This is a genomic window from Pseudomonas sp. Z18(2022) (assembly GCF_036346535.1).
In the GTDB taxonomy this organism is placed as follows: Bacteria; Pseudomonadota; Gammaproteobacteria; order Pseudomonadales; family Pseudomonadaceae; genus Aquipseudomonas; species Aquipseudomonas yamanorum_A.
Map to the genome: position 1 here is coordinate 16,323 of NZ_JAOTOA010000034.1, position 24,872 is coordinate 41,194.

General features: G+C 61.9%; 23 protein-coding genes. 7 read left to right on the forward strand and 16 right to left on the reverse strand.

Annotation, left to right across the window (positions count from 1 at the left end; genetic code table 11):
* Positions 1–2: 2 nt before the first annotated feature.
* Positions 3–1,034 (forward strand): ABC transporter substrate-binding protein, encoded by a 1,032-nt coding sequence (locus tag V3W39_RS31925; protein ID WP_177045909.1) that lies wholly within the window; start codon positions 3–5, stop codon positions 1,032–1,034.
* Positions 1,035–1,849: 815 nt separating this feature from the next.
* Here V3W39_RS31925 and V3W39_RS31930 read toward each other — a convergent pair.
* The 3 genes from V3W39_RS31930 to V3W39_RS31940 all read right to left on the reverse strand — a co-directional run bounded on the left by V3W39_RS31930 (position 1,850) and on the right by V3W39_RS31940 (position 5,780).
* A complete protein-coding gene (locus tag V3W39_RS31930; protein ID WP_330214063.1) occupies positions 1,850–3,148 on the reverse strand; it encodes an NAD(P)/FAD-dependent oxidoreductase in 1,299 nt (432 codons plus the stop codon).
* On the reverse strand, positions 3,145–4,233 hold the full coding sequence (locus tag V3W39_RS31935; RefSeq protein WP_177045901.1) for a polyamine ABC transporter substrate-binding protein: 1,089 nt from the start codon (positions 4,231–4,233) through the stop codon (positions 3,145–3,147). Before V3W39_RS31935 ends, V3W39_RS31930 begins: the two co-directional genes overlap by 4 nt.
* Positions 4,234–4,421: 188 nt before the next feature.
* The gene (locus V3W39_RS31940; protein WP_330214064.1) at positions 4,422–5,780 is read right to left on the reverse strand and encodes a glutamine synthetase family protein; all 1,359 of its coding nucleotides are present in this window, start codon (positions 5,778–5,780) and stop codon (positions 4,422–4,424) included.
* A 141-nt stretch (positions 5,781–5,921) separates the two neighbouring features.
* On the opposite strand from V3W39_RS31940, the gene V3W39_RS31945 reads away from it, so the two are divergent.
* A complete protein-coding gene (locus V3W39_RS31945) occupies positions 5,922–6,830 on the forward strand; it encodes a helix-turn-helix domain-containing protein (protein ID WP_177045898.1) in 909 nt (302 codons plus the stop codon).
* Between the two features lie 93 nt (positions 6,831–6,923).
* On the opposite strand, the gene V3W39_RS31950 is transcribed toward V3W39_RS31945, so the two are convergent.
* From V3W39_RS31950 to V3W39_RS31960, 3 genes are read right to left on the reverse strand one after another with little or no spacing between them, the layout of a single operon-like run.
* Positions 6,924–8,027, reverse strand: a complete 1,104-nt coding sequence (locus V3W39_RS31950; RefSeq protein WP_330214065.1) for an acetoin dehydrogenase dihydrolipoyllysine-residue acetyltransferase subunit — start codon at positions 8,025–8,027, stop codon at positions 6,924–6,926.
* Complete coding sequence (locus V3W39_RS31955) at positions 8,024–9,043, reverse strand: alpha-ketoacid dehydrogenase subunit beta (protein ID WP_330214066.1); 1,020 nt, start codon at positions 9,041–9,043, stop codon at positions 8,024–8,026. The genes V3W39_RS31950 and V3W39_RS31955 overlap by 4 nt, the downstream gene beginning before the upstream one ends.
* Before the next feature lie 39 nt (positions 9,044–9,082).
* Entirely contained in the window at positions 9,083–10,060 is a 978-nt protein-coding gene (locus V3W39_RS31960) for a thiamine pyrophosphate-dependent dehydrogenase E1 component subunit alpha (protein ID WP_177045892.1), read from the reverse strand.
* 310 nt (positions 10,061–10,370) lie between these two features.
* On the opposite strand from V3W39_RS31960, the gene V3W39_RS31965 reads away from it, so the two are divergent.
* Positions 10,371–12,236, forward strand: a complete 1,866-nt coding sequence (locus V3W39_RS31965; protein ID WP_330214067.1) for a sigma-54-dependent Fis family transcriptional regulator — start codon at positions 10,371–10,373, stop codon at positions 12,234–12,236.
* A gap of 111 nt (positions 12,237–12,347) precedes the next feature.
* Here V3W39_RS31965 and V3W39_RS31970 read toward each other — a convergent pair whose 3' ends face one another.
* Positions 12,348–13,127 (reverse strand): acetoin reductase, encoded by a 780-nt coding sequence (locus tag V3W39_RS31970; RefSeq protein WP_177116118.1) that lies wholly within the window; start codon positions 13,125–13,127, stop codon positions 12,348–12,350.
* 190 nt (positions 13,128–13,317) lie between these two features.
* Here V3W39_RS31970 and V3W39_RS31975 point away from each other — a divergent pair, with 190 nt between their 5' ends.
* Positions 13,318–15,462, forward strand: coding sequence for a TonB-dependent siderophore receptor (locus V3W39_RS31975; protein WP_330214068.1), 2,145 nt, complete (start codon positions 13,318–13,320; stop codon positions 15,460–15,462).
* 126 nt (positions 15,463–15,588) lie between these two features.
* Here the strand turns inward: V3W39_RS31975 and V3W39_RS31980 are convergent, their stop codons facing one another.
* Complete coding sequence (locus V3W39_RS31980; protein ID WP_177045877.1) at positions 15,589–16,026, reverse strand: carboxymuconolactone decarboxylase family protein; 438 nt, start codon at positions 16,024–16,026, stop codon at positions 15,589–15,591.
* A gap of 111 nt (positions 16,027–16,137) precedes the next feature.
* Positions 16,138–17,175, reverse strand: a complete 1,038-nt coding sequence (locus tag V3W39_RS31985; protein WP_330214069.1) for an AraC family transcriptional regulator — start codon at positions 17,173–17,175, stop codon at positions 16,138–16,140.
* A 203-nt stretch (positions 17,176–17,378) separates the two neighbouring features.
* Between V3W39_RS31985 and V3W39_RS31990 the strand changes: the two genes are divergently transcribed.
* Complete coding sequence (locus tag V3W39_RS31990; RefSeq protein ID WP_177045873.1) at positions 17,379–18,320, forward strand: SphA family protein; 942 nt, start codon at positions 17,379–17,381, stop codon at positions 18,318–18,320.
* Between the two features lie 116 nt (positions 18,321–18,436).
* On the opposite strand, the gene V3W39_RS31995 is transcribed toward V3W39_RS31990, so the two are convergent.
* From V3W39_RS31995 to V3W39_RS32015, 5 genes are all read right to left on the reverse strand, one after another.
* A complete protein-coding gene (locus V3W39_RS31995) occupies positions 18,437–19,645 on the reverse strand; it encodes a DSD1 family PLP-dependent enzyme (RefSeq protein ID WP_259201051.1) in 1,209 nt (402 codons plus the stop codon).
* A 59-nt stretch (positions 19,646–19,704) separates the two neighbouring features.
* Positions 19,705–21,033, reverse strand: a complete 1,329-nt coding sequence (locus tag V3W39_RS32000; protein ID WP_330214071.1) for a D-arabinono-1,4-lactone oxidase — start codon at positions 21,031–21,033, stop codon at positions 19,705–19,707.
* Between the two features lie 77 nt (positions 21,034–21,110).
* Positions 21,111–21,479, reverse strand: a complete 369-nt coding sequence (locus tag V3W39_RS32005; protein WP_177116122.1) for a c-type cytochrome — start codon at positions 21,477–21,479, stop codon at positions 21,111–21,113.
* A 142-nt stretch (positions 21,480–21,621) separates the two neighbouring features.
* Positions 21,622–22,374 carry an outer membrane beta-barrel protein gene (locus V3W39_RS32010; RefSeq protein WP_177045869.1) on the reverse strand — a complete coding sequence of 251 codons (753 nt, stop codon included), beginning with the start codon at positions 22,372–22,374 and terminating at the stop codon, positions 21,622–21,624.
* Between the two features lie 124 nt (positions 22,375–22,498).
* On the reverse strand, positions 22,499–23,329 hold the full coding sequence (locus V3W39_RS32015) for an arylamine N-acetyltransferase family protein (RefSeq protein ID WP_330214070.1): 831 nt from the start codon (positions 23,327–23,329) through the stop codon (positions 22,499–22,501).
* A gap of 158 nt (positions 23,330–23,487) precedes the next feature.
* Between V3W39_RS32015 and V3W39_RS32020 the strand changes: the two genes are divergently transcribed.
* Positions 23,488–23,733 carry a DUF6555 family protein gene (locus tag V3W39_RS32020; protein ID WP_177045865.1) on the forward strand — a complete coding sequence of 82 codons (246 nt, stop codon included), beginning with the start codon at positions 23,488–23,490 and terminating at the stop codon, positions 23,731–23,733.
* A gap of 34 nt (positions 23,734–23,767) precedes the next feature.
* On the opposite strand, the gene V3W39_RS32025 is transcribed toward V3W39_RS32020, so the two are convergent.
* Positions 23,768–23,962, reverse strand: coding sequence for a DUF6021 family protein (locus V3W39_RS32025; protein WP_177045864.1), 195 nt, complete (start codon positions 23,960–23,962; stop codon positions 23,768–23,770).
* Between the two features lie 24 nt (positions 23,963–23,986).
* Positions 23,987–24,160 (reverse strand): hypothetical protein, encoded by a 174-nt coding sequence (locus tag V3W39_RS32030; RefSeq protein ID WP_177045863.1) that lies wholly within the window; start codon positions 24,158–24,160, stop codon positions 23,987–23,989.
* Positions 24,161–24,312: 152 nt separating this feature from the next.
* Between V3W39_RS32030 and V3W39_RS32035 the strand changes: the two genes are divergently transcribed.
* Complete coding sequence (locus V3W39_RS32035) at positions 24,313–24,834, forward strand: DUF3087 family protein (protein ID WP_177116123.1); 522 nt, start codon at positions 24,313–24,315, stop codon at positions 24,832–24,834.
* Positions 24,835–24,872 lie beyond the last annotated feature (38 nt).

Genomic DNA, 24,872 nt, shown 5'->3' on the forward strand with positions numbered 1-24,872 from the left:
ACATGATCAAACGTACTGCGCTGTCTTGCCTGTCCCTCGCCCTGTTAAGCACAGCGGCCCACGCCGCACCGACGCTGTACCTGGGCATGAACGGCGGCACCATGGAACGGGTCTACGCCGACAAGGTGCTGCCCGCGTTCGAGAAGGCCAATAACGTGAAAGTGGTGATCGTGCCGGGCACCTCGTCGGACATCCTCGCCAAGGTGCAGGCCAACAAAGACAACCCGCAGATGCACGTGATGTTCCTCGACGACGGCATCATGTACCGCGCCATCTCCATGGGCCTGTGCGAGAAGCTCACGCCTAACCCGACGCTGGACCAGATTCCGGCCAAGGCGAAAATCAAGGAAGAGGCGGTTGCCGTAACCCTCGGCGTCACCGGCCTGGGCTACAACGCCAAGATGTTCAAGGAAAAAGGCTGGGCGGCACCGACGTCATGGATGGACCTGGCCGACCCGCGCTTCAAGGATAAGGTGGTGTTCCAGTCCCTGGCCTCCTCCACCTTCGGGCTGCATGGGTTCCTGATGTTCAACCGGATCCAGGGCGGCAGCGAAACCAACGTGGAGCCTGGGTTCAAGGCGTGGCCGAAAACCATCGGGCCCAACGTGCTGGAATACATCGCCAGCTCGGCGAAGATCTCCGAGATGGTGCAGACGGATGAGGCGGCGATCTTCCCGCTGACGCCGACGCAGGTGACCACGCAGCAGTTGTTGGGTGTACCGATGGAGTATGCGCAGCCGAAGGAAGGGGCGGTGGTGTTGAACGTCGCGGAGTGTGTGATTGCGCGTAATGACCAGCCGGAGTTGGCGCAGAAACTGGCGCAGTTTTTGTTGACCGCTGAAGCGCAGGCGCCGGCTTTGGAGTTGGGGGATCAGATTCCGTCCAACCCGACGACGCCGACCACCGACAAAACCCGGGCGCGGGTGGAGGCCATGAACAGTTATTTGCAGACGGCGATTTCGATTGACTGGGACCAGGTGAACCAGGCGCGGCCAGAGTGGAATGCGCGGTGGAGTCGGTCGATTGAGCGGTAGGCTTTGGGGGTGAATATCCGTTATTTGGGTGATGGCTTAAATTGGTTCCGCTCTTACAGCGGGTCACTTTTGGAAAAGAGCCCCAAAAGTAACCAAAAGGGCTCTTGCCCCACCACTCGGCACCTCGCTCAGGCTCGGTGTGCCCGAACGCAGGCTTTGGACCGTGGGCCGCCGCGATGGGCCATCCTTGGCCCAGCGCGGCTAACCCGGCGTCCTGCCGGGTTACCCACGCTCCAAAGCCTGCGTTCGGCCAGCGTGGTTTAACGGGGCGCCTAAGATCAAGATCAAAAGCCAGAGCACAGCGGCCTACAGGCCGGCTTGAGTGTGGTGAAGCAACAGCAAAATCTAAAGCGGGCACGGTTAAAAAAATGTGGGAGCGGGCTTGCTCGCGAAGGTCGTTAACGATGACGTTGGCATCCTGGATGAACGCGGCGTTCTCAGGTTTTTCGCGAGCAAGCTCGCTCCTACGGAAAAGCGGCTCTGCTTTCGCTCTGGATCTTGCTTTTAACACTCAGGTCGGCTTTCAGGCCGCCGTGCTTTTGATCTTGATCTGCAGGCCCCGTTAACCACGATGGCCGCAAGCAGGCACGGTGGAGCGGGTAAATCGGCAGGGATGCCGATTTAGCCGCGCCGGGCCATGGATGGCCCGTCGCGGCGGCCCGCGGAGACGGGTCTGATTGCGGGCATGCCGAGCCTAAGCGAGGCACCGAGTGGTGGGGCAAAGACCTTTTGGTTACTTTTGGGGCGTTTGCCAAAAGTGACCCGCTGTAAGAGCGGAACCATAAGCCGCCGTTACCGCAGCAATGGATATGTACTCAGCCAACCATCTCCTGCACCCGATACCACAACATCCCCAACGCCAGCAGCGGCGAACGCAACGCCTTGCCACCCGGAAAGGTCATATGCGGCACCTGGCTGAAAATGTCCAGGCCCCGGCTCTGACCGGCATGAATCCCTTCCGCCAGCAACCGCGCGCACCAGTGGGTCACGTTCAACCCATGCCCCGAATAGCCCTGGGCATAGAACACATTCGGATGCAGCTTCAAGCGCCCCACCTGCGGAAAACGGTTAGCCGTAATCCCAATCTTCCCACCCCACTGAAACTCAACCGCGGTATTAGCCAGTTGCGGAAAAACCTTGAGCATCTTCGGCCGCATGTACGCGGCGATGTCTGCCGGATCACGCCCCGAATAATGACAGGCGCCACCAAACAACAAGCGTCGGTCGGCTGAAAGCCGGTAGTAATCCAGCCCGACTTTCTGGTCACACAGTGCCAGGTTCTGCGGGATCAACTGGCTGGCCAACTCAGCCGGCAGCGGCTCGGTCGCGATGATGTAGCTCCCCGCCGGGAGCACCTTGCCGCTCAGCTTCGGCTCCAGTTCGTCCAGGTGTGCATTGCACGCCAGCACCAGGCTGGCCGCGCGCACGGTGCCGGAGGCACAACGCACCTGCACCGTGTCGCCGTGGATCAACTCCAGCACCGGACTGTTTTCAAAAATCCGCACACCGAGGGATTCAGCTACAGCGGCCTCCCCCAATACCAGGTTGAGCGGATGCAAGTGCCCGGATCCCATGTCCACCAATCCGCCCGCATACAACCCGGAACCCACCACCTGCGCCATATCCTGTGGCGCCACCAACCGAGTTTCGGGCGTATAGCCCAAGGCAGCCAGGCTCTCCAGTTCACCCTGAAACGCAGCGAACTGCGCCGCAGTGTTGGCCAGTTCAGCAAACCCCCAGCGCAGGTCGCAATCGATGCCATGCTCGCGAACCCGCTCGCCCACCAGCGCCACCGAATCAATCCCGGCCTGTTGCAGGTAACGCACGCCCTCCTCGCCTACGTATTTGGCAAACCCCGATACGTCATGCCCAATCCCGCGAATCAACTGCCCGCCATTGCGCCCGCTGGCGCCCCAGCCAATCCGCCGGGCCTCCAGCAGGATCACCGACAGTCCGCGCTGGGCCAGTTCGATGGCGGTGTTGACCCCGGTGAAGCCACCGCCGATCACACACACATCGGCGGTCAGGTCAGCCCCCAACGCGGGGCGCCGGGGCATGGTGTTGGCCGAAGCCAGGTAATAGGAACGGGCGTGCTCGGACGGGGAACGGTTCATTTGTTGGTCTTCACTTTGCTCCAGGACCGCGTCATCAAGCGCATGACGGCAGGCGTCGGGGTGGTGGAAATGTAGAGTTTGTCGAGCACTTCCTGGGACGGGTAGATCTCGGGGTTGTTCACCAACTCCGGCGCCATGAAGGCCTTGGCCGCCGGGTTCGGGTTGGCGTAGCCGACGCTGGCGCTGACCTTGGCGATCACTTCAGGGTCCAGCAGGTAGTTGATAAAGGCGTGAGCCTCTTTCGGGTTGGCGGCGTCTGCCGGGATGGCCAGCAGGTCGAACCACAGGTTGCTGCCTTCCTTGGGAATCGAGTAGGCGATGTTCACGCCGTTCTTGGCTTCCTTGGCGCGGTTGGCCGCCTGGAACACGTCGCCGGAATAACCGAAGGCCACGCAGATATCACCGTTGGCCAGGTCCGAGATGTACTTGGAGGAATGGAAGTAGGTGATGTACGGCCGCAGGGTCAGCAGCTTGGCTTCGGCCTGTTTGTAGTCTTCGGGATTCTCGCTGCGGGGGTCCTTGCCCATGTAGTTGAGGATCGCCGGGAACAGTTCATCCGCCGAGTCGAGGAAAGCCACACCGCACTCGTGCAGCTTCTTGATGTTCTCGGGTTCAAACAGCACGGCCCACGAGTCGATATGGTCGATGCCCAGCACCTGCTTGACCTTGTCCACGTTGTAGCCGATGCCGTTGGTGCCCCACAGGTACGGCACCGAGTGCGCGTTGCCCGGGTCGTTTTTCTCCAGCAGCTTGAGCAGCTTGGGGTCGAGGTTCTTGTAGTTGGGCAGCTGCGAGCGGTCGAGTTTCAGGAACGCGCCGGCCTTGACCTGGCGTGCCAGGAAGTGGTTGGACGGCACCACCACGTCATAGCCGGTGCGCCCGGCGAGCAGTTTGCCTTCCAGGGTCTCGTTGGAGTCGAACACGTCGTAGATCACCTTGATCCCGGTCTTGGCCTGGAAGTCGGCCAAGGTGGTCTCACCGATGTAGTCGGTCCAGTTGTACACACTGACCGTCTGCGCGGCATGGCCCGCGCTGCTGAACAACGCCGCCAAGGCCAGCGGGAGAAGCTTTTTCACCAGACGCATATCGACACCCCTTTGCTTGATTGATTTTTATGTAGTGCCACTACGTAGCAGCTGTCGAGCGCCAGCGAGGCTGCGTAGCGGTGTATCTGACACAGCTGCGGTGGACCCGACACAGCTGCGGTGGACCCGACGCAGCCTCGCTAAAGCTCGACAGCTGCTACGGGGCGGGTTGAAACGCGCTGATATCGTCAGACGCTCAGCAACAGGAACTCACGTTCCCAGGAGCTGATCACCCGCTTGAAATTCTCATGCTCGGCGCGCTTGACCGCGACGTAGCCACGCACGAACTTGTCCCCCAGGTACTGCTTGACGGTGTCGCACTCTTCCATGCGCGCCAGGGCGTCTTCGATGGTGATCGGCAGGCGCAGGTTGCGGCGCTCGTAGGCGCGGCCTTCCACCGGCGCACTGGGCTCGACCTTTTCGACCATGCCGAGGTAGCCGCACAGCAGGCTGGCGGCGATGGCCAGGTACGGGTTGGCGTCGGCGCCCGGCAGGCGGTTTTCCACGCGCATGGCGTCGGGGCTGGCGCTCGGCACCCGCAGGCCGACGGTGCGGTTTTCTTCGCCCCACTCGACGTTGACCGGTGCCGAGGTGTCCGGCAGGAAGCGGCGGAACGAGTTCACGTTGGGCGCGAACATCGGCAATAGCTTGGGGATGTACTTCTGCAAGCCGCCAATGTGGTTGAGAAACAGCTGGCTCTTGTTGCCGTGTTCATCGACAAACACCTGCTTGCCGGTGGCAATTTCCACCACGCTCTGGTGCAGGTGCATCGCGCTGCCGGGCTCGTCGGCCACGGGTTTGGCCATGAAGGTGGCCGCCACATTGTGCTTGAGCGCCGCCTCACGCAGGGTGCGCTTGAACACGGTGATCTGGTCGGCCAGGTCCAGGGCGTCGCCGTGGCGGAAGTTGATTTCCATCTGCGCCGGGCCGTCTTCGTGGATCAGCGTGTCGAGGTCCAGGCCCTGGGCTTCGCACCAGTCGTAGACGTCTTCAAACAATGGATCGAACTCGTTGGCGGCGTCGATGGAGAACGACTGGCGGCCACTTTCGGCACGGCCGGAACGGCCCAGCGGGGTTTTCAGCGGCAGGTCAGGGTCTTCGCAGCGCTGGGTCAGGTAGAACTCCATTTCCGGCGCGACAATCGGCTGCCAGCCCTGGTCGGTGTAGAGCTGCAGGACCTTTTTCAGCACGTTGCGCGGCGACAATTCGATGGGGTTGCCCTGCTTGTCGAAAGTGTCGTGGATCACGATGGCGGTGGGCTCGATGGCCCACGGTATGACGTAGGTGGCGTTGGACACCGGGCGGCAGATCATGTCGATGTCGGCCGGGTCCAGCAGGTCGTAGTAGATGTCGTCGTCGACAAAGTCCCCGGTTACCGTTTGCAGCAACACACTTTCCGGCAGGCGCATGCCTCGCTCATGCAGGAACTTGTTGGTGGGCGAAATCTTGCCGCGTGCGATGCCAGTCAAATCACTGATCACGCATTCGACTTCGGTAATCTTGTGTTCTTTCAGCCAGGCGGACAGCTGATCGAAGGGGGCGTTCATAAGGACCTCGTCATGGGTTGGATGCTGCGCCGACGGGCTTCCCTCGCGGCGCATTGAGGTCTATCTTGGGCCAGCCGTCCAACGGCATCTATCCACTTTGCGCCAACCATAACGCACCAATAGAGTGCGCCCAGGTTACCCATGACACAGGCAACAGCTTTGCGCGTACAGGCCTTCACCACCGGTGATGTGGCCGCTCAATGCAGTGCGACACCCGGGTGGGTGCAGCAGTACCAGCAGATGTCCCCGGGGCATTTTGCCGGGCAGATCCGCTACCTCGACCTGCAAGGTGTGGAGGTGTATGAAGAGCGGATGAACACCCGGGTGGAGCAGAATTTCAATGCGCCGCCGGGCTCCCTGGCGTTCTGTTTCGATGGCAGCGACAACGCGCTGTATGTGCTCAATGGCGAGAGCCGCAACACCTGGATCACCCCGGAGAACTACCGCGAAGTGGCGGTGGTGTTCGGGCCGCAGTTTGTCCAGCACCACGGCCTGGATGTGGCGAAGCTGGAGGGGTTGTTCATGGCCCCGCTCAACTCCCTGCAGAACCCGTTGTTCAGCCGCTGGCTCAGCGGCACGCTGACGCGGCTGTCGGCCACGTTTGATCCGCCAAGTCGCGATGCCCTGACGCAACAACTGCTGGACGACTGCCTGTTCATCCTCGACAACGCGTGTGTGTGCCTGGACCAGGGTTCATTGCAGCGGCGGACCGAGGAGCGAATCATCATGGCGCGCATTGGTGAATGGGCGGCGGATGTGCCGGATGAAACCGTCAACCTGCTGGAGCTGGCGCGCATTGCCGGAGTGCCGTTGCGTCAGTTGCAGCATGGGTTCAAGACGTATACCGGGATGAGTCCGGCGCAGTGGTTGAGGTTGCGCCGGTTGAACTGTGCGCGGCGGGAGTTGTTGAACCCGCCGTCGGTGGACACCACCGTGGCCGAGGTGGCGATGAACTGGTCATTCTGGCATTTGGGGCGGTTTTCCAAGAGTTACCGGGCATTGTTTCAGGAATTGCCGAGCGAGACCCTCAAACGCCACCGATCAATGTAGGAGCTGGCTTGCCAGCGATGGCATCAGCTCGGTGTATCTGAAAATCCGAGTTGCCTGCATCGCTGGCAAGCCAGCTCCTACAGTTGATCTCCATCAGGCTTGGGGTTTGAGGAATGTCAGCATCAGTTCATTCACCCGCTCCGCCGCCTCCAACTGCACCATATGCCCCTGCCCCGGCAGTATCTCCACCTGGGCCTCCAGCCCCTGGGCATGGCTGGCCGGGATGATTGCATCCTCACTGCCCCAGATCACCAGGCTCGGTTGCTGCCCCACCACATTGCGCAGATCCACCAACTGCCGACCACCGCTGAACAACGCCCCGGTGAGCTGCCGCAAGGCTTGGTCCACGCCCTCCAGTCGCTTGAACTTGAGCATGTCCTCCAGCATCTGCCGGGTGACCAGCGCGGGGTCGCTGAACAGTTGAACCAGTTGTGGCTTGAGGGCATTGCGATTGCTCGCGTCGATAAAACCTTGCAGGTAATCACCGTTGATTTCCGTACCCAGGCCGGCACTGGCGATCAAGGTCAAGGAAGCCACACGTTGCGGTGCCATGCGGGCCATGTTCAGGGACACCAGCCCGCCCATGGAATGCCCGGCGAGGTGCACGCGGTCAATCTTCAGGTGATCCAGCAGCGCCAATACCGCCTGGCTCAATTCATCCAGCTCGCCGGTTTGCAGGAACTTGCCCGACTCGCCATGCCCCGGCAGGTCCAGGGCAATCACTCGCCGTTCAGCCGCAAGCACCGGGTGATTGAACAGCCAGTTGTTCAGGTCGCCGCCAAAACCATGCACCAGTACCAGCGGCGTGCCGCCCTCCCCGAGGTCCAGATAGCGCAGCGGGCGCCCGCCCACTTCGACCTTCTGTGCAGATGGCCCGCTGGCTTCAGCTTCGGCCGCACTGGAAACGAACCCGGCCTGGAACGCCTCGATCACCGCATCAATCTCGGCCTCGCTGGCCTCGCCCTCCACCACGATCGCCAGCAAAGCCCCCACTGGCAAGGTCTCGTCACTCAGAGCCAACACCCGCCGCAGCACCCCGCTGAACGGCGCTTCGACGCTGCTGGAAATCTTGTCGGTTTCCACGTCCAGTACTTCTTCGCCCTTCTCCACCCGATCGCCCGGCTGCTTGAGCCAGACGTCGACCCGGCCCTCGGTCATCGACAGCCCCCACTTGGGCATGGTCAGTGTATGGATCATGCGGCATTCCTCTTGTCGGCGATCTTCAGCACGGCCACTTCGATCTTCGCCGCGTTGGGGATGTACAGGTCTTCCAGGGCATCGGAGAACGGCACCGGCGTGTGGGGCGCGGTGACCATTTCGATTGGCGCCCGCAGGAAGCTGAACCCCCGTTGCGCCACCAGCGCACTGATGTCCGTGGCGATGGAGCAGCGCGGGTTGGACTCGTCGATCACCACCAGGCGCCCGGTTTTCTCCACACTTTCGAGGATGCTGTCTTCGTCCAGCGGGCTGGTGGTGCGCAGGTCCAGCACTTCGCAGTCGATGCCTTGGCGGGCCAGGTTGGCCGCGGCCTCCAGGGCGATGTGGACCATCCGCCCGTAGGTCACCAGGGTCACGTCGTTGCCTTCACGCACATAGTTGGCTTCGCCAAAGGGCACGGTGTACAGCTCTTCCGGTACTTCGCCCTGGAGGCTGTAGAGCATTTTGTGTTCGAGGAAAATCACCGGGTCGTTGTCGCGGATCGCCTGGATCAGCATGCCCTTGGCGTCATAAGGCGTGGCCGGGCACACCACCTTGAGCCCGGGAATATGGGTCCACATCGAGGTGAGCATCTGCGAATGCTGGGCCGCGGCGCGCAGGCCGGCGCCGTACATGGCACGCACCACCAGCGGCGTGGTGGTCTTGCCGCCGAACATGTAGCGAAACTTCGCCGCCTGGTTCAGCAACTGGTCGAGGCAGCAGCCGATAAAGTCGACGAACATCAATTCGCACACCGGGCGCATGCCACGGGTGGCCGCGCCGACGGCCATGCCCACATAACCCACCTCGGAGAGTGGCGCGTCGAGCACGCGGTCGGGGAATTCCGGGTACAGGCCCTTGGTCACGCCGAGCACGCCGCCCCACGCGTCCTGCTCACCGGGGGAACCGGTGCCGCCGGACACGTCCTGGCCAATGATGAACACGCTCTGGTCGCGGCGCATTTCCTGGGCCAGGGCTTCGTTGATTGCCTGCTGGTAGCTGATTTTTCTAGCCATGATGACTTCTCCACGGATTGTTTTTGTAGTGGGTGGTGGTTAGCGATAGGCAACGTAGACGTCGCTGAGCAGGTCAGCGGCCTGGGGTTTGGGGTCGGACTTGGCCAGACGCACGGCGTCTTCGATCAGTTGCGCGACTTCGCTGTCGATGCGCTCGAACTGCGCTGCGTCGAGCCAGCCTTCGGCGGTGCAGCGCTGGCGAAACAGGCTCAGGCAGTCGCCGGTTTCCCGCAGGTTTTTCACTTCGTCCGGGCCGCGATAGGTTTGCGCATCGCCTTCGAAGTGGCCGTAGAAACGGCTCAGTTTGACTTCAACCAGCGTCGGGCCTTTGCCGCTGCGGGCGCGCTCCACCGCCACGCCGAGGGCTTGGTGCACGGCAAAGAAGTCGTTGCCATCGACGATCACGCCCGGCATGCCGAAGCCCACGGCGCGCTCGGCAATGTCCTTGCAGGCCACCGACCAGCCGGACCCGGTGGCTTCGGCATAGCCATTGTTCTCGGCCACGAACAGGCATGGCAGGTTCATGATCGACGCCAGGTTCATCGCTTCAAACACCGCGCCTTCGTTGGAGCCGCCGTCACCAAAAAACGCGACCGCCACACCCGCGCTGCCCTTGAGCTTGGCCGCCAGGGCCGCGCCGGCAGCCAAGGGTGCACCGGCGCCGACAATGCCGTTGGCGCCGAGCATGCCCTTCTCCTGGTCGGCGATGTGCATGGAGCCGCCCTTGCCGCCGCACACCCCGGTCTTCTTGCCGTAGATCTCGGCCATCATGCCGAACACATCCACGCCCTTGGCGATGCAATGGCCGTGGCCACGGTGGTTGGAGGCGATGCAGTCTTCATCGTTGAGGTGGGCCATGACCCCGGCGGCGCTGGCTTCCTGGCCGGCGTACAAATGCACGAACCCGGGGATCTCGCCGGTGGCGAATTCCACGTGCAGGCGTTCTTCGAAATCACGGATGGTGCGCATCACGGTGTAGGCATGGAGGAGTTGATCGGTGGACAGGTGAGTGGACATCTTGTTGTTCTCCAGGTTGTCTCGACACACAAAAGGCTGGATCAGGCCAGCTGCAGGGCACTCAGCACGGCCTGTGCCAATCTGTAGCAAAACCCGGGAAAGCCTTGATCCAGAGCAGCCGGTGGCGGTGGCAGGCATGCCACTGTGACCCATTCAATGAGACGCGCCGTTGCACCTTGCCCGCGACATCTCGGCCGAGATGAGACGCTGCGTCTCACCCCGGGCAGTTGGTCAGGCCGCCCTTGTTCCTGCCGCCCCTTGGGCGCTTAATGGCCGGCATAACAACAAAGATCGAGAACCGGAGGCTTCCATGCTCGCCGTGAACTCCAAGGACCATGTCGACTGTGTCAGCCGCGTGGTTCGCAATGCCGACCGCCTGCCCCAGGCTCCGGTGCCGTCGCTGATTTTCGATTCCTGGCGCCGCTCCATGGAGCAGCACCACCTCGACCCCGGTTCCCTGCAAGGACCGCGCATCCTCACCAGCACCTTGCTCAAGGAATGCCGCGAACGCGCCGAGCTGTTCATGCGCATCGCCAGCGAGGAAGTCGGGCAGATTCACAACCGGGTGCGCCACGCCGACTACTGCGTGATGCTCACCGACGCCCAGGGCCAGACCATCGACCATCGCGTGGACGCCGGCATTCGTAACGACTGCCGCAAGGCCGGCCTGTACCTCGGCACCTGCTGGTCGGAAGCCGAGGAAGGCACGTGCGGCGTGGCCACGGTGCTGACCAGCAAGGCCGCGGTGACGGTGCACAAGCGCGACCACTTTCGCGCCGCGTTTATCGGCCTGACCTGCTCTGCCGCACCGATTTTCGATCCCCAGGGCAACCTGCTGGGCGTGATGGATGCCTCTGCCCTCAAATCGCCGGATGACCGGCGCAGCCAGCACCTGGTGCGGCAGATGGTGGCGCAAAGCGCGCGGGCCATCGAGAACGCGTTTTTCATGCACAGCGCCCGGCAGCATTGGGTGTTGCAGGCCCACAGCACGCCCGGTTACGTCGACAGCCAGCCAGACATGCTGCTGGCGTGGGACCAGGACGGGCGGCTGCAAGCCTTGAACAGCAAAGCGCGACAGGCGCTGCGATTGCGCTTCGGGCAGTTGCCGGAGCATATCGGCGAAGTGTTTGACCTGGATGCTCTGCGCGCCGTGACCGATCAATCCACGCAACAGCTGCACTGGCTCGGCGAGCCGGGCGCGCTGCAGGTGCGGGTCAGTGCGCCACGGCGCAAGGCTGCACGTGCGATGGTGTCTTCGAGTCATCAGGTAGACCCGCGAGTAGAAGAACATTTGCGCCTGGCCGTGCGGGTCAAGGACCGCAACCTGCCGGTGCTGGTACAAGGCGAAACCGGCGCCGGCAAGGAAGTCTTCGCCCGCCAGCTGCATGAACACAGTGCCCGCCGTGACGGCCCTTTTGTAGCGGTGAACTGCGCGGCGATCCCGGAAAACCTGATTGAGAGTGAACTGTTCGGCTACGTGGCCGGGGCGTTTACCGGTGCCTCCAGCAAGGGCATGACCGGGCTGCTGTTGCAGGCCGATGGCGGCACGTTGTTTCTCGACGAGATCGGCGACATGCCCCTGGCCTTGCAGACGCGCCTGCTGCGGGTGATGGCCGAAGGTGAAGTGGCGCCGCTGGGCGCGGCAAAAACCCGCGCGGTGGATATCCAGGTGATCTGCGCCAGCCATCGGGATCTGGCGGCGCTGGTGAGTGCCGGGCAGTTTCGTGAGGACCTGTATTTTCGCCTGGGCTGTGCGCGGTTCTGCATGCCGCCGTTGCGGGAGCGTACGGACAAGCTGGCGTTGATCAACCGGCTGCTGGAGCAGGAGGCGCGGCACAGCGGCGTTGCCGTGGGGCTCGCGGCGGCGGCGCTGGAGGTGCTGCTGGGTTACGCCTGGCCGGGGAATGTACGGCAGCTGCGGCATGTGTTGGCGTACGCCAGCGCAGTGTGCGACGGCGGCACGATTCAGCTGGCGGATTTGCCGGTGGAGGTTCGTGGGGAGGCGGTTGCGGTTGAAGAGCAGGAAAGCGTCAGCCCGGAGCGGCAGGTGGTGCTGGATGCATTGATTCGGCATCGGTGGAAGCCGTTGGCGGCGGCGCAGGCGCTGGGGATTTCCAGGGCGACGTTGTATCGGCGGGTTAACCAGCTGGGTATCGACATGCCCGGAAAACACTGACCCAACACCTTCAAATGTAGGAGCTGGCTTGCCTGCGATTGCCGTGTTTCAGTCAATACATCTGGCGACTGTTGCACCGCTATCGCAGGCAAGCCAGCTCCCACATTTGGCTCAGCGGTACAGAATCCCGCCATCAATCAACGGCGATTGCCCGGTCATGTAATCCGAATCCGGCCCCGCCAGGTACGACACCAGCCCCGCCACGTCTTCCGGCGTTTGCGCCCGGCCCAGGGCAATCCCGTCCACGTATTTCTTATAGGTCGCACCCACCTCGGCACCGGTAATCTCGGCCATGCGCTTGTCGATCTCGACCCACATGTCCGTGCCCACCACGCCCGGGCAATAGGCATTCACGGTAATCCCGTCACTGGCCAGTTCCCTGGCCGCGGCCTGGGTCAGCGCACGCACGGCAAACTTGGTGGCCGAATACACCCCCAGCAGCGCGAAACCTTCATGGCCGGCAATCGAACAGGCATTGATGATCTTGCCCTTCTGCTTCAGCGCCTTGAATTTCTTGCCCGCGGCCTGGATTCCCCAGAGTGTGCCCTGCACGTTGATGCGCAGCGTGCGGTCGACCTGTTCCGGGGTCACGTCCAGCAGTGCGTCAATCTGCGCCACACCGGCGTTGTTGATGATGATGTCGAAGCCGCCCAGGGTCTGGTGGGCATGCTCGACCGCCGCAACCACTTGCTCCAGCTGCGAGACATCGGCAACAAACACCGAAGCCTTGCGCCCCAGGGCAACGACTTCGGCCGCCACGGTTTCAATCTTGGCGCTGTTGATGTCCACCAGCGCGATGTCAGCGCCGTCCCGCGCCAGGCGCAGGGCGATGGCGCGGCCGATGCCTTGGCCCGCTCCGGTCACCAGTGCAACTTTTCCAGCGATACTCATGACGATCTCCTTCAACGGTGAGAGAAGCCTTGTCTATCGCAGTTGCCCGGCACCGCTGTCGAGCAGCAGGCGGATTGGTGTGAGGGCTGAGACGGGATGTCTCAACGCGAACCCTTCTCGAAAACTTGTAAAACGCCGCCGTTATGCCTAGCTTATGCGCCCTCCGCTCTGCGCTCTCAGGCCCTCCCCCATGGTTTTGCGTCTTCGTCCCGCTGTTCCTTCACGTTTCGCCCTCGGCTTGCTGCTCAGCGCAGGCATTGGCAGCAGCCAGGCGGCTGACATTGAACTGCCGGAGGTGAAGGTCCAGGGCCAGGATGAGTCCGGCTACAACACCGACACCGCCTCGGTGGGCGGTTTCAACGAGGCGCCGTTGCTCGACACGCCGGCCTCGATCGCGGTGTTCAACGAATCGCTGATCAAGGACCAGCAAGCGCGCCTGCTCAGCGAAGTGCTGCGCAATGACGCCTCGGTGGGCGACAGCTACGCGCCCATCGGCTACTACGAAAACTTCGTGGTGCGCGGTTTCTCGCTGAATGCCGCCAGCAGCTACAAGATCAATGGCCGCACCATCACCGGCGAGCAGAACGTTGCCCTGGAAAACAAGCAGCGCGTGGAGTTGCTCAAGGGTTTGTCGGGCCTGCAAAGCGGGATTGCCGAGCCCAGCGGCGTGATCAACTACGTGACCAAGCGCCCGGAGGATGTGCGTTCGGTGACGGTGTCCACCGATGATCGCGGCAGCGGCTACCTGGCCACCGACGTCGGCGGCTGGTTCGGCAGCGAGCAGCAGTTCGGCCTGCGGGCCAACGTGGCCCATGAAGACCTCAATTCCTATGTCGAACATGCCAATGGCCACCGGGATTTCCTGTCCCTGGCGTTCGACTGGAACATCAGCCCCGATGCGGTGTTGCAACTGGATGCGGAGTATCAGAACAAGCAGCAGCGCTCGGTGCCGGGCTATCAGTTGCTGGGCGGGACCGAGCTGCCGCACAACGCGTCGCCCAGGAAACTGCTGGGGCATCAGAGCGGCGCGAACCAGGTGGGGATTGATTCGCTGAACCTCAACGGCAAGTTTGAATATCGCTTCAGTGACCAGTGGAAAGGCAGCGTGAGTGCGGCGCACAGCAAGGTGGTGATTGATGATTACAGTTCGTTTGCCTGGGGTGGCGATACTGCCGGCAACGAGAACTACTTCAGCCCCGAAGGCGACTACGGAATCTATGACTTCCGCAGCCCGGATGACACCCGCCGCGATGATGAAATCCAGGCGGCGATGACCGGGTTGTTCAATACCGCCGGGCTTGGGCATGAGCTGACGTTTGGCACGAGCGCGTTTCGCCGGGTGATCGACAAGCGCGAGTCGATCAACGAGTGGATCGGCACTGGCAACATCAATCAGGAGCCTGAGAATTTTCCGCGCTACGCCGGTGCGTTGAACGACAGCCACCGCAACCTCGACAGCCGCCAGTACGGCCTGTTCGTCACCGACCGCATCAGCTTCAACGAACAATGGCAAACCATCGTGGGCGGTCGCGAAGTGCGTCTGGACGAAAAGGCCTTCGATGCTCAAGGCAACGAGTCGCGCCACACCCAGCAGTATGTATTCCTGCCCCAGGCGGCGCTGATCTACAAGCCGATCGAAAACCTGTCGCTCTACACCAGCTACAGCAAAGGCTTGTCCCTGGGTGGGCAAGCCCCCTGGTTTGCGCTGAACAGCGACGAGACCCTCGCCCCAACCGTCTCCCGTCAGATCGAAGCCGGTGTGAAATACGACTGGCACCGCATCAGCTTCGCCGCGGCGATCTTCCAGACTCGCCAGGCCTATCAATACGCCAAGCCCGACGATGCGGGGACGTTCACCTACGTACAACAGGGCGAACAGAAAAACACCGGCCTGGAATTATCCGCCAACGGCTGGGCCACCGAGCGCCTGCAGATCGCCACCAGCGTCGCGGCGATTCGCGCACGGGTGACGGGCAGCGGGACACCCGAATACGAAGGCCATCAAGCGATCAACGTGCCGAGACTGCGAGCCAGCCTGTACGCCGATTACGCCCTGCCCTGGGTCGACGGCCTGGCGCTGCTGGGCGGCGTGCAATACAGCGCCAGCAAGTACGCCAATCGCACCGGTGATGTGGAAGTGGGCGACTACGCCATCGTCAATGTCGGCAGCCGCTACACCACCAGGCTCGATGGTTATGAAACGGTGTTTCGCCTGAGCGTCGACAACCTGTTCGACAAGCGTTACTGGCGCGATACCGGCGAATACCTGGGGGATGACTACCTGTTCCAGGGCGCGCCGCTGACGGCGCGCTTGAGTGCAACGGTCAATTTCTGAAGCGGCTTGTAGGAGCCGGGCTTGCCCGCGATGCAGGCAGCGCGGTCTGCCTGTTACACCACAGCGATCCCATCGCAGCCTCGCTGGGCTCGACAGCTCCCACACTGGATCTGCTTCGCTTGTTGATTACTTGGGCATCTTGCGAAAGCCTACCGCCAGGCGGTTCCAGCTGTTGATGGTGGCAATCGCCACGCTCAGGTCGACTTGTTCTTGCGGGCTGAAGTGGGCAGCCAGTTCGGTGAAGTCTTCATCCGGTGCGTGAGTCTGGCTAAGCAGGGTCAGGCTTTCGGCCCAGGCCAGCGCGGCACGTTCACGGGGGGTGAAGAACGGCGTTTCACGCCAGGCCGAGACGGTGTACAGGCGGCGCTCGGTTTCGCCACCCTTGCGGGCGTCGGCGGTGTGCATGTCGAGGCAGAAGGCGCAGCCGTTGATCTGCGACACGCGCAGGCGAATCAGCTCCAGCAGCGGCAGTTCGATGGACAGTTTGCCGACGGCGCCCTCCAGGGCGAGCATGGCTTTCATGGCGTCCGGGGAGGCGGTGTAGAAGTCGGTACGGGTTTGCATGGTGATACTCCAGAGCAGTGGGGATTGGTGCCTAGAGTAGTGAGGCAGGTGCATTGGACAAATAGCCAATCCGGGGAAAGATCAGGTAGCCAATGGGACCACGCCCGACGATCACCCCGGCCCTCCTGCTTCACCGCGAAATGCACTGGGGCTCAGCCCGGTCCAGCGCTTGAATGCCCGCCGAAAACTGCGCACATCGCTGTAGCCGACTTCCTCGGTAATCCGTTCGATGGACAACCCCGGGTTGCTCAGCAAGCCCATGGTTCGCGCCCGCCGCACCTGCTCCAGCAAGCCTTCGAACGTCAGCCCGTGCTCGGTCAGGCGCCGGCGCAGGGTGCGGCCGCTCATGTTCAAGTCACTGGCGACCTTTTCCAGCTGGCTGCCCTGCAAGTCCCGGGAAATCGCGCGCTCCACCGCCTGGATCAAATCCATCTTCTGGTGCAACTGGGCGCTTTCCAGTTCCAGCAGTTCCAGGGCCTGGCGCAAGGCCAGGGCGTGGTGATTGGGCAGGCGCACATCCAGCCAGTGGCTGGCCAGGACCATGCGGTTATGCAGGCAGCCAAAACGCACATCCGCACCAAACAGCTGGTGATAGTCGGCGACGTAGGTGGGCGCGGCGTGGATAAATTCGACCCGCAGCGGCATGAAACCCTCGCCCACCAAGGCCCGGCCATACACCATCAGGCTGGCGAAGAACTCCTCGGCGGCAAACACCTGGACGTCGGCATACGGCAGCAGGCACTCGATATCGACATACACTTCCTGGGGGCCTTCATGGGTGCGCGAGGTGGCGATACCGCCGGAGGTGTGCTGATGACGTTCGCCAATGGCAAAGGCATCGCGCAACGTCTTGCACAGTGAGATCACATGCCCGAGCAGGCCCAGGGTGCCGAGTACATTCTGATGGCCCACCCACAGGCCCAGCCCCTGGTCGGGCAACACCTTGAGGGCACGCTGGATCATCGCAACCGCCTGGCGATAGGAGATCCGCTGGGCCGGGTCGTCCAGGTCAGCCAGGGTGAACCCCAGGCCACGGCACAGGTGCTCGGCACTTGCGCCTTTTTGCGCGACCACTTGTCCGAGGGTTTGCAGCAGAAATGGCGAGACCAGGGCCAAGTCATAGTGCGGATCAACGGCTTTCCTTTGCATGGATCTTCGATTCCCGACTGAGTGCTTCAGTTCTTGTTTTGGAAACATCCTGACAATCATAGGCGCTTGCAAGAACTGCTGCACTCTGGATGAAAGCTGTCCGCCAAAGTCCCCCTATGTGGCCGCCAATACCCTGCCCTGCTGGCCGCTCAGGGCTTATTTCTATAGGTAGCGTCGTCCTAACAATAATAATGAGCCCCGCCATGAACCCGACCCGTGCGTTTTACCCCGTGCAACTCGCCCTGTTGACCCTCATCAGCCTGCCGGCCCTGGCCACCGAAGGCGGCGTGGACAATATCGGCCCCGGCACCGACGGCTTCTACATCCTGCCGCTGGACGTCAACAACCTGCCCGACCACATGTTCGCCTTCAACATTTACTACAACCACTACGAAGCCAAAAAGCTCGATATCAGTTCCCTGGGCGGCAAGGTGCCGGATGTGAAGATCAAATCCGACGCGATCATCCCGCGCCTGGATTACCTGAGCCCGCTGCGGGTATTCGGCGGGCGCCTGGGGGGTTACATCGCCCAGCCGTACCTGAAACAACAGGTGTCGCTGTTCGGCATGTCCGACACCCGCGAGAGCATGGGCGACACCACGCTGGCGCCGATCATTCTCTGGGACCTGGGCAAGAACCTCACCGTGGGCACCGCCCTGGAAATCACCCTGCCCACCGGCGAGTACGACGCCTCGCGCCTGGCCAATACCAGCAACAATTTCTACACCTACAAGCCGCTGGTGTCGGCGACCTGGATGCCCAACGAGCGCACCGAGCTGTCGATCAAGACCACCTACAGCTTCAACAAGGAAAACCCCGATACCCATTACCGTTCAGGGCAGATTTTCCACTTCGATTATTCCGCCAGCTACAAGGTCACGGACAACCTCAGCCTTGGGATTAATGGCTACTACCTCAAGCAGACCACCGACGATAAGCAGTACGGGCATACGGTGGTGAACATCTATGGCGAAGACGTGGACGATGGGGTCAAGGGCCAGGTGTTTGCGATCGGTCCGGCGGTGTATTTCACCTTCCTCAAGTATGCGAGTGCGGAAGTGCGCTGGGCCAAGGAGTTTGATGTGCAGAACCGGCCGGAAGGCGACATGTTGTGGGCGAAGCTGACGATTCCGTTTGCCTTGTAAATACAGTTAAAAATGTGGGAGCTGGCTTGCCTGCGATACAGGCAACTCGGTTTTTCAGTGATACCGAGGTGATGCTATCGCAGGCAAGCCAGCTCCCACATTTTGATCGGGTTTCTTCAGGTGTAGACCGGCCAGGTATCGACAATTTTCCCGCCGCGCACTGCCAGCAAATCGCCGAACTGCAACAGCACAAACTCGCTCTGGGTCGGACGCAAAAACACCTGGTCTTCTACGTTCAACCCCACCTTGGGCGAGCCGTTGACCATCTCCTGATTGGAGCTGCGGCCGTACAGGTCATTGCTCTGCAACCCCTTGGGCGACTCAAACTCCGCCATCCAGTTACCCCCATAGATAAAGAACGTGGCGCGCTGGTTTGCATCCCACCACGAGAACAACCGCGACTTGCCATCCAGCGCCGGAATATCCACCGGCCCGGTGCTTTTCAAAACGGGCGTGGCGATATAGGCCGCCGGCACATGCTCGCTTAACGACGGCAAATCATAGTGCGTGGGCTTGAGCAACGCTGTGCCCACCGACACCTCACTGCTGAGTTTTTCCTGCTCATGAATGCGATAACTCGGGCTGCCTGCCGTGTTCAACGTCAGCCCGTCACGCCACAGCGGCGCAAAGTGCTGGCGGGTGTAATCCACATGGCCGTTGTAGCGCTGCATGACCTTGTCGAACAGGTCCTGGGGCGAACCCAGAATTCCCGGCACTCCCATGCCCACAAACGGGTCGTATCCCATGAAGCCGCTGAATTCCAGCTGCTGCGGATGCGCGCTGATCAGCGTCAGCATTTGCCCCAGCACCGCGTTGTCGCGGATGCCGCCGCGATGCAGGCCCACATCCAGCTCGATATTGACCCGCAGTTTCGTGCCCAGCCCCTGGGCCAGCGCCAGGTATTGCTGCAGCCGCTCGGGGGTATCCAGCAGCCATTGCAGCTGTCGGGACGGGTCGAACGGGCCTTTGTGGGTCTGATAAAACAGCTCGGCCGAACGCACCGGCAACGGCTTGCCCAGCAGGATATCGGCGTCGGGAAAGACCTGGGCATCGTGGTTCAGAAACGGCTGGTGAAACGACATCAAGCGCTGGGTGCCCGCCCGCTTGGCGATATAGGCCAGCAGCCCCGGCGACGGCAGGGATTTCTCCACCAGCCGCAGGTGTTTGCCGCCTCGCTGTACCGACTGCATTACCACGTCGATATTGTGGTCCAGCTTGTCCAGGTCGATCAGCATCACCGGGCGCATTGGCCCGTGGGCCTTGAGCTCCTGGTTGAGGCTGCGGAAGTACTCGGTGTACGGACTGCCCCGGTCGCCCGGTCTCAGCAAAATCGCACCGCCTGCCAGCAACACGCCGGTGCCAAGCATGAAATGTCTGCGGTTCATCAGGCCACTCCCAGAATCGATGACAGGTGCGCATTGAGGAATTTGCCGCTGGGGTCCAGCTCGCGGCGCACCCGGGTGAATTCCTCCCAGCGTGGATACAACGGCTGCAAGGTGCGGGCGTTGAGGGTGTGCAACTTGCCCCAGTGCGGCCGGCCGGCGTATTTCCAGAAGATCGGTTCCACGGCGGCGAAGAAGTTGTGGTGGTCCATGGTGTAGTGCTGGTGCACGGAGATCGAACAGCTGTCGCGGCCCTCGAACATGCTCAGCGGAATGTCGTCGGCCTTGACGTAGCGGTACTCGATGGGAAACCAGGTGCGCAGGTCCTTGTCGTTGATCAGCTTGAGGATCTCCCGCAGGCAGGCCGGGCCGTGTTCGGCGGGCACCGAATATTCCATCTCGTTGAAGCGCACGTTGCGCACGTTGGCGTACACCTGGAAAGACTCGGCCACGCGGTCATCGAAGCTCGCAAAAAACCGCAGGCTGTTGAGCAAGCTGCGCCGGGCGTCGGGGAAATCGCTGCCGTACTTGTCGAGCTTTTCGATGATCGACACAAACTCGTTGCCGCCCGCCTCCGCCGGGTCGATGGGCGGGGTTTCGGGGTCGGTGGTTTCGTTCAGGGCGATGGACAGCGCGTAGTCGGAATGGGTGACCACAAGCATCTCCCAGTGCTGGTTTTCCCGGGTGTTTTTCGCTACGTCTTCCAGCAGTTCTTCGGTCTTGGCGATCCACTGGCGCTCCCGCAGGCGGTACGGCGCGCGGTTTTGCAGACGCACCCGGGTGGCCACGCCGAGGGCACCGAGGGACACACGGGCGGCGCTGAACACTTCCGGGTGGTGGTTGGCGTCGCAGTCCAGTACCTCCCCCTGGGCCGTCACCAATTGCAGGCCGGTGACGCAGCCGGAGTAAGAGGTGAAGCCCACGCCAGTGCCATGGGTTGAGGTGGAGATGGCCCCGGCCAGGGTCTGGTAGTCGATATCCGCCATGTTCGGCAGCGCCTGGCCCACGTCTTTCAGTGCCTGGCCCATGCGCGACATCGGCGTGCCGGCGGCGAAGGTGGCCTGCAAGGTGTGCGGATCGTGATCCAGCAGGCCGTTGAAGTAACTCAGGGACAGCAGCGTGCCGTCGGTGGGCACCAACGCGCTGAACGAATGGCCCGAGCCCACCGGCCGCACCTTGCCCGGTGCCTGGCCGATCACCTGCACCAATTCATCAAGGTTCTTCGGCGCGAGCCGGGCCAGGGGCAGACAGGTTTGCGCCCCCGACCAGTTGCGCCAGGGAATCAACCGCGGTGCCCGGGCCAACTGGGCCAGCACCGGATTGCTGGTCAATGCCATGAACGCGCCGGCTACCGCGCCGCGCTGCAATAATTCTCGCCGTGAAAGCCCCATCGCCTACCCCGTTATTCTTATTGGATGTGTTGACCCGACATAAAGCTGATCAGCCCCAGGAATTGCTCTTCGGAGCACTGCACGCACATCCCCATGGGGGGCATGCCGTTGTAACCGTTGATGGTGTGGTCCAGCAGGGTGTCCGGGCCCTGGGCGATTCGCGGGCTCCAGGCCGGGGCATCACCGGTCAGCGGCGCGCCGGAGGCCGGGTTGGCGTGGCACAGCTTGCAACTGGTGTCGTAGACCTGGGCCAGGGCTGCGTCGCCGGGCATGGCATTGGCCGCCGTGGCGCGTTCGGGGGGATGTTTCGGTGTGTCGTCACAGGCTGTCAGCAGGCAGGTCACGGCCAGCAGCAGACTGAGGCGACGGGGGTTGATTGCCCGCATAGCCACCCTCTCTCTTATTGTGTGAAAGCGTGATCCACACTAAGGCAGCCAGGGCGCGGCGTTGAGGGTATTGGGGGACAGAAAGGGGGGCTTGGGCGGACAGTAAAAGGTGGGGGTTGGCCCCCCACCCCTGCAACAGGTCTTAGAACGCGATACCGACCTTGAACCCATACTCGTCACGCTTGAGCTTGGTGTTGTCGGCCACGTACGAGTCGCCGTCGAGCTTGTACTCGGTGCGGGTGTAGTACAGGCCCGCCATCACCGGCAGGTCGCCTTTCTGGTTCATCAGCAGGCTGACTTCGGCGTAGGGGTTGGTGCGGTCCTTGAGGTCCACGGTGTCGCTGCCGATGCCGTCGACCTTGAGCTTGGCACGGCCGTCGATGGTGTGGCGCGCACCCAGTTCAACGCGCATGGTCATGTCATCGAACTGGTGGTTGTAACCCAGGGCCGCCTTGGCGAACGGCGATTTGTTGGTGAGCTTCATGTCGTAGTCGCCCGAATCCGGCTCGTAGCGGGTCCAGCTGTAGCCGCCACCCACCAGCACGTCGACGAAGTTGCGCGCATCCAGCGCGGCACGCCAGCCGAGGTCGAGGTCGGCCTGGCCTTCCTTGAGCTTGTTGTCGCTCTTTTCGCCGTACTTGGCTTCGATACCGGCCTGGTAGATAAAGCCCGATTCAGCCGTCAGCTTGTTGCCGAAGTTATAGAACAGGCCGGCTTCAGGCATGTGGTCCTTGTCGCTTTCGCTACCGCCTTCGAGTTTGAAGTCGTTGTAGCTGCCGAGGATCCCGAAGGTGGAAATCGGGTCAGTCGGCGCTGCGGCGAACACCACACCAGGTGCCGCGATCAGGGCCAGGACCGAGGAATTCTTGAGGATCTTTCCGAATAGTTTGGACATCGTTTTACGTCTCCATTACAGGTGGCAAATTATTCAGGAAACGGTTCGAACCCTCGTTTTGGCGAAAGGTTCGAATTAATTTGCACCTTTTTTTGAGGTAAAACGGTTCAGCGAAGGCTCTATATCAGGCTTCTCCCTCGGGAGCCAATAAACGACCAAGAATGGGCCGCAACTGTGGATGCTCCGGCAAGCGGATGCCGAAGCTGGCTTGCAGCAGCGCCAGCAACTCATCCACGTCCTTGATGGCGCGCTTTTCGCTGGCGCGGTCCAGGTAGTGGATCGCGTACTGGCCGTTGTTCAGCGTGCGGCGAAATCCCGGGCCGATCAGGGCGACTTTCAGTTGGCCGAGAAACGGCGAATCCGGATGGGTGGAGACGTACCAGTTACCGATTTCGTAGTCGAAGCGTGACTGCACCTGCAGGTCGAACACATACAAGCCACGCCACTCCCCCGCCACCTGTGCCCACAAGGTATAGCTGCCCTCATTCAGGCTCAGGCGATAGGGTTCATGGGCGGTGGCCTGGGTGGCGTCGGTGTCCAGTTGCAGCGGGCTGGTGGGCACCATTCCACCAAAGCCCACATCGCTGATGTAACGCACGCCGTCCAGGGTCACCAGGCTCAGGCGATGGGTGCGCGCCGTGAGTGCATCGGGCGGCCCGCCCATCACCACGCGGCCGGTGATGCCCCGCGCGTCGAAGCCCAACTCCTGCAACAACGCCAGGAACATCTGGTTCAGCTCGTAGCAATAACCGCCACGCCCGTCGAACAGGACTTTCTGCTCGACGCTCGGCAAGTCGATGGGCACCGGGGCATGCAGCAGGGTCGACAGGCTTTCAAACGCAAAGGTGCTGACGTGGCGCAGTTGCAGATCCTGCAGGGTTTGCAGGGTGGGCGGTGGCGGCGCGTCGTAGCCCAAACGTTGCAGGTACAAACGGCTGTGGGTCAGCTCTGGCATGACGCAATCCTGGCGTGGGTGGCAAAGACATCACTAATACCCCGAAGGCCGTTGTTTGCCAATTACGATTTGAATCAAACGCAAGCGCTGTAATGCACAAACTTTCTGAACCTTTCTGAACGGATTTATATCCATTCACTACAAGACAGGGAGGCATCATGAGTACCGCGACGATCTACACCATCCACTACTTGCTACACGGCGAACCGAAAACCTTTGTGGTGCGTGCCGAAGTCATGAACAACGCCGAAGCGTGGCATTGGGCGGCCGTTGACGCCGACATTGCCCACGTGGGGCGCATTGGCCGGCAGGGCCATGAGCGGGTGAAAAAGACCACTCGGCCCTGGGCGGAGAAATTTGGCATCACCGAGGTGACATGGACAGCCCCGAAACGGCTTGGCTGAGGAACAAAAGCCCCGCACGATGGCGGGGCTCACTTCACTTTTTCAGATCTCCCAGGGGATCGTAGGCCGGCTTCTTGCCGGTTTTTTCTGGCTTGTCCAACGGGGCAATGGCAGGGCCCACCGGGTCGACCTGTGGGTCGGCGACGTCCGGGGAATCGGGGTCGAAACCCAATTCGTCCTTGCCGCTGGAATGCTCCGATGAATGCGGGCCATCTGGATGCTTACTCATGACTACCTCCCTGGCGCGCCGGGCTTACAGCGGGCGGGCCTTGTCGTGCAGGTTTTCCAGGTCTTCCTCGACCTGTTCTTCGTCGTTTTCCCGGTCGGCAGGGTCGTTGGGGCGCAGGGCGTCGTTGTCGCGCTCCTCTTCGCCGGGGGTGCGGTCGGGGTTGGGTGTGCCGGGCGGCTGTTGCTGGTACCGGGTCATGGTTCACCTCGCTTGGGGTCGGTTGCCTACGAGATTTAGAGAAATCACGGTGGGGCATCGTTCAACCGGATTACCGTCACTCCGACGGGCGAACCATGAGAAGATGCCGGCCGGCGTTATACCCCTACTCAGCCCATGGAGACTGCACCCGGATGTTTGAGCTTAAACCGTGCGACCCGATTGTTTTTCGCCAGCAGACGCGACGCAGCACGCTGATAGTCGCGGTGCTGTTCGTGGTGCTGGCGATGGGGCTGTCCAGCCTGGCGGTGATGCTGTTTGGTACACCTGGGGGCGATAATTTTCGCTTTAATGTCGGCGGGGTGTTTGCCGGGGTGTTGATCACCTTGGCGCTGGTGCGGGGGCCGTTCTGGAGCCAGGCGTGGCTCGCGCCGGCGGTGTATGGGTGGCAGCTCAAGCGCAGTTTGATGAGTGTGACGAATGTGATGCACAAGGTGACTGACGGGGTGAAGGCGAATGATCCGGTGGCGATCAAGTTGCTGCGGTTTTATCACCTTGGGTTGATGCAGATGCACGAGTTGGACGCCAATTCGAGCTCGCAGGCGCAGTTGGTGCGGGAGGTTGATGAGCACCTGGAGAAGATGCGGGGGTTGGGGATTGAGCCTGACCAGACGCGGTTGGATCCTCGGTGGGTTGAGGCTGTGAAGGCTCGCTGATTGGGGGTATATCCGTTATTTGGGTTGTTGCTGATATT